We start from the raw sequence: 3,791 nt of genomic DNA on the forward strand, positions 1-3,791 counted from the left end.
ACCATCTGGCGAGGGCTCGATCAGGTACTCGCTGCCGCTGACACGCTACGCGCGCTCCGCGACGGGCTCGGCTAAGGACTTATGTATAACGCTATGAGTGAAGGCTTATCGTATGGTTGACGGTGAGGAATATGGCAATCTGACGGGGTTGATTCGCTCTCGTTTCCACGAAGATTTTGACCTTTTCGGAAACTCAGTAGAAGAACTCGTTTCTTCCTATACCGCGAAAATGTCAACGACTGACATTGACGCGCTTATGTCTGACATAGATTCATTCAAAGCCGACTATCCAGAGACGTTGGACTCAGAGTTCAAGGAGCGGTTTGGCCGCCAGTTCGATCCTGTTTTGTGGGGCTACACGACGGCTTCCTTCCTTGATGAAGTAAAACGATTACTGAGTGAGTAGGCAATTGCTCAGGACCGGACCCGCGACGAGAGACTGACGTCAGTCGCGCCATCGTGCATGCCAAGCGTGCGAACATTCGCACCGGTACAATCCTCCGATATCGATGTTCCCGCAGATCTGCCAAACCAAGCCGGAGCGTGTGATGGACGGCGATACCCGGAAAGCCCAATCCGACTGGATTTCCCGTTCGGAATCCACCCACGGAGTCGAACGCATCGAAGCGTTTTTCCACGGCAACGCGTACTCCATGCATCGGCACGACACCTACGCGATCGGCCTGACCCTCGCCGGCGTCCAATGCTTCCATTACAGGCGCGGTTTGCGCACCAGCCTGCCCGGACAGACCATGGTCCTGCATCCCGACGAAGTGCACGACGGTCAGGCCGGCACGAACGAGGGATTTCGTTATCAGATGATTTACGTGCAACCCGCTGCAATCCAGGAAGTCCTCGGCGGCCGCCCCCTGCCGTTCGTCGAAGGCGGCGTCACGACCGATCCGCGCCTGTTCGAAGCCACGCAGACAGCGCTGCGCCAGATGCGTGGCGACGCGGAGCCGCTCGAACGTGACGACGCGCTCGCCGGTCTCGCGCTCGCGCTGGATAACGCCTCGGGCGCGCGGCAGACGCGCAAGTCCGCGGATTTCGCCGCAGCGCAGCGAGCACGCGAATATCTGCACGCATCGTGCACGCACACCGTCACGCTCGATGAACTTGCCCTCGTCAGCGGGCAGGACCGCTGGAGCCTCTCGCGCGATTTCCGAACTTTTTACGGCACCAGCCCCTATCACTACCTGGTCATGCGCCGGCTCGAAGCCGCGCGCGCGATGATGCTGCGCGGCGTTTCCCTCGTGGACGCGGCGGCGGCAGCCGGCTTCGCCGACCAGAGCCACATGACCCGACATTTTCGCCACGCGTACGGAATCCCGCCCGCACGTTGGCTCGCGATGACGAGCGATCGGCGCGCCGGCTAACGCAAGCTTGCACGATCGTTCAAGACACTCGCCGGCGGCGGGACTATGCTCTGTTCCAGGTATCATCCGAATGGAGCCACCATGCACAGCGATTCCCAGCCGACACCCGAGCAACGCGGCCAATACAAGACCATCAACCTGCTCGACAAGATCAGTCAGATCGACGACCACTGGCAGCCGCGCGTCGTGGCTGAAATGAATGACTATCAGTTCAAGGTCGTAAAGATAGCCGGCGATTTCGTCTGGCATCGGCATGCCGATACCGACGAGACGTTCATCGTCCTCGCAGGCCGGTTGCGCATCGACTTCCGCGACCGCTCGATCGAACTGTTTCCCGGAGAAATGGCGGTGGTACCAAAGGGAGTCGAGCACAAGCCGTATGCCGAGTCCGAGGTGAAGCTGCTGCTCATCGAACCGCGCGGCGTCGTCAATACCGGCGATACGACCACCGAAAGAACGGCCGAAAACGACGTATGGATCTGAGAGCCGCCATGCAAACGCCGCGGCCGATCGTTCGCGAAGCCGTTTTCCCCGCCGACACCCACAACCTCGTCGCCGTGATCCGCGAGTATGTCCGCTGGCTGGATATGGATCTGTCGTACCGTGGATTCGATGCAGAAATGGACGCGTTCGAACACGTTTATACGCTGCCATCCGGCATGTTCTTCGTCGCCGACGCCGGCGGCGAGCTCGCCGGTTGCGCGGGGCTGCTGCGCCATACGGCAGAGACTGCGGAAATCAAACGGCTCTATGTTCGTGAAGCATTCAGAGGGTTGTCGCTTGGCGAAACGCTGGTCACATCGGTGATCGGGAAAGCGAAGACATTGGGATTCTCGACGCTGGTTCTCGACTCGGTTCCGCAAACCCGTTTTGCACAGCGCATCTACGAGCGGTTAGGGTTCGTCGAAACCGCGCCCTACTACGAGAATCCAGTCGAAGGCACACGGTTTCTTGCGCTCGATCTATGAGCGCGAATGGCATCCTGTCGGTCGATCAGACCCAGGTTAGCCGTCGCCATATGTCCAGCTTTTGAGCGTATGAAACCGAGGCATGGGCGGGACTACTCGATGGCAAACGGACAAGCCGATATTGCACTCCCCGCTCGCCCAACGCTTTTATCCCGATTTTGGCCGCCGTCCCCCCGTTGAAGGCGATGGTAGCCAGTTTCGGCAGCGTATCGATCAGAGCAATCAGATCGTTGCTGGCATGGTCGCGAATCCGGCTATCCAGGCTTCCTGCTCGACGAGCCTCGGCAACGACATCCCATAGTCCGATATGGTGTTCGAGCAACGTCTCGAGACGCGTCGAATAGGCCATACCAACCAGATCCCGTTCTATCGCTTCACCGACCAGTAACCAGAATTTGTTCTGCGGGTGTGCGTAGTATTGGCCGTGAGCCAACGACACCTCGCCCGGCAAGCTACCGAGGATCAAGACCCGCGTATCAGCGTCGACGACAGGCGCAAAGCAACGCTTGAACGACATCAGCGGCTCCGCTCGTCGGCGCTACGCGGCACGCTGTGCGCGCGCGACGCGGTGTGATCGAGCGGACGACCGTGCTCGCGCACCCGCGCGTGCGCGATATGCGCCGCGCCGGTGCCTGACGCAGCAGCGTGCGCGCGAGCGGCCGCGTCCAACGCACGCAAATGCTCCCACAGTGCCGGCAACATGCATTCGGTCACCATCAAAGGCGCACCATGCCGCTCGAACACCGAGCGACGCGCCACCAGCGCATGCGGCGCATGCCGATCGCCGCCGTCGATTTCATGCGCGGCCAACCGATACAACGGATGCCGCTGCCCCACCCTGCGGCTCACCAGCGACGAACGCGCGACACTGCTATCGCTATACAGCAACTCCGCGAGCGGCCGGGTGCGCAGGCGACGCGTCGCCTGCCAGACGCCGACGCTCGCGGCACGCGGCGTCACGCTATGCGCGGCGACGAACGGCACGCCATCGACCGACAGCACCACTTCGCGCACCCACACCGGCGCGCGCGGCGCGAGTCCGAGCGCGGCGGCTTCGTCGGGCCACGGCAGCGCGACGGCTTCGCGAGTCACGCGCACCGCGACCGCGCCGAGCGCGCGCAGGTGCGCGGTCAGTGAACCGCCGCGGGTCAGCCAGTCTTTCTGGGCGGCGCTGAAAGTGGCCAAAGGCGCGACGCGCCAGTGGGCGTCGGCAGGATCGAAACGGATAGGCATGGTGTCGGATTATAGCGGCGTGCTCCGACGGTAATTTTTCGCGGCAACGACCGCGGCGATCGTGCGCGCTCCTTCAGCCAGGGCAGCCGACGCAAACCAGAAGGATCGGGTAGGAGGCGGGGTTGCCCCCGCCGTCCTCCCACAACACCGGACGTACGGATCACGTATCCGGCGTTTCCTGACGACTGGATTGCTCCAGCGAGCTTCGTTTCGT

6 protein-coding genes are annotated in these 3,791 nt (G+C 61.9%); 4 read left to right on the forward strand and 2 right to left on the reverse strand.

The window, feature by feature from the left end:
* Positions 1–112 precede the first annotated feature (112 nt).
* The 4 genes from HWY30_RS40490 (at position 113) to HWY30_RS40505 (ending at position 2,344) form a co-directional block, all read left to right on the forward strand.
* Complete coding sequence (locus HWY30_RS40490; RefSeq protein WP_090803616.1) at positions 113–406, forward strand: contact-dependent growth inhibition system immunity protein; 294 nt, start codon at positions 113–115, stop codon at positions 404–406.
* Between the two features lie 142 nt (positions 407–548).
* Positions 549–1,376, forward strand: a complete 828-nt coding sequence (locus HWY30_RS40495; RefSeq protein WP_090805638.1) for an AraC family transcriptional regulator — start codon at positions 549–551, stop codon at positions 1,374–1,376.
* Between the two features lie 81 nt (positions 1,377–1,457).
* A complete protein-coding gene (locus HWY30_RS40500) occupies positions 1,458–1,859 on the forward strand; it encodes a cupin domain-containing protein (RefSeq protein ID WP_090803614.1) in 402 nt (133 codons plus the stop codon).
* The gene (locus HWY30_RS40505) at positions 1,850–2,344 is read left to right on the forward strand and encodes a GNAT family N-acetyltransferase (protein ID WP_244145215.1); all 495 of its coding nucleotides are present in this window, start codon (positions 1,850–1,852) and stop codon (positions 2,342–2,344) included. The genes HWY30_RS40500 and HWY30_RS40505 overlap by 10 nt, the downstream gene beginning before the upstream one ends.
* Before the next feature lie 25 nt (positions 2,345–2,369).
* On the opposite strand, the gene HWY30_RS40510 is transcribed toward HWY30_RS40505, so the two are convergent.
* Entirely contained in the window at positions 2,370–2,861 is a 492-nt protein-coding gene (locus tag HWY30_RS40510; RefSeq protein ID WP_176079045.1) for a DNA-deoxyinosine glycosylase, read from the reverse strand.
* Positions 2,861–3,577 (reverse strand): chorismate--pyruvate lyase family protein, encoded by a 717-nt coding sequence (locus tag HWY30_RS40515; RefSeq protein ID WP_090803612.1) that lies wholly within the window; start codon positions 3,575–3,577, stop codon positions 2,861–2,863. Before HWY30_RS40515 ends, HWY30_RS40510 begins: the two co-directional genes overlap by 1 nt.
* Positions 3,578–3,791: the final 214 nt, after the last annotated feature.

This window comes from Paraburkholderia tuberum STM678, assembly GCF_902833905.1.
Classification (GTDB): domain Bacteria; phylum Pseudomonadota; class Gammaproteobacteria; order Burkholderiales; family Burkholderiaceae; genus Paraburkholderia; species Paraburkholderia tuberum.

Bases quoted from the DNA above. Each gene is read 5' to 3' on its own strand.
- HWY30_RS40490 (WP_090803616.1), top strand. From the start codon at position 113: ATGGTTGACGGTGAGGAATATGGCAATCTGACGGGGTTGATTCGCTCT.
- HWY30_RS40495 (WP_090805638.1), top strand. From the start codon at position 549: ATGGACGGCGATACCCGGAAAGCCCAATCCGACTGGATTTCCCGTTCG.
- HWY30_RS40500 (WP_090803614.1), top strand. From the start codon at position 1,458: ATGCACAGCGATTCCCAGCCGACACCCGAGCAACGCGGCCAATACAAG.
- HWY30_RS40505 (WP_244145215.1), top strand. From the start codon at position 1,850: ATGGATCTGAGAGCCGCCATGCAAACGCCGCGGCCGATCGTTCGCGAA.
- HWY30_RS40510 (WP_176079045.1), bottom strand. From the start codon at position 2,861: ATGTCGTTCAAGCGTTGCTTTGCGCCTGTCGTCGACGCTGATACGCGG.
- HWY30_RS40515 (WP_090803612.1), bottom strand. From the start codon at position 3,577: ATGCCTATCCGTTTCGATCCTGCCGACGCCCACTGGCGCGTCGCGCCT.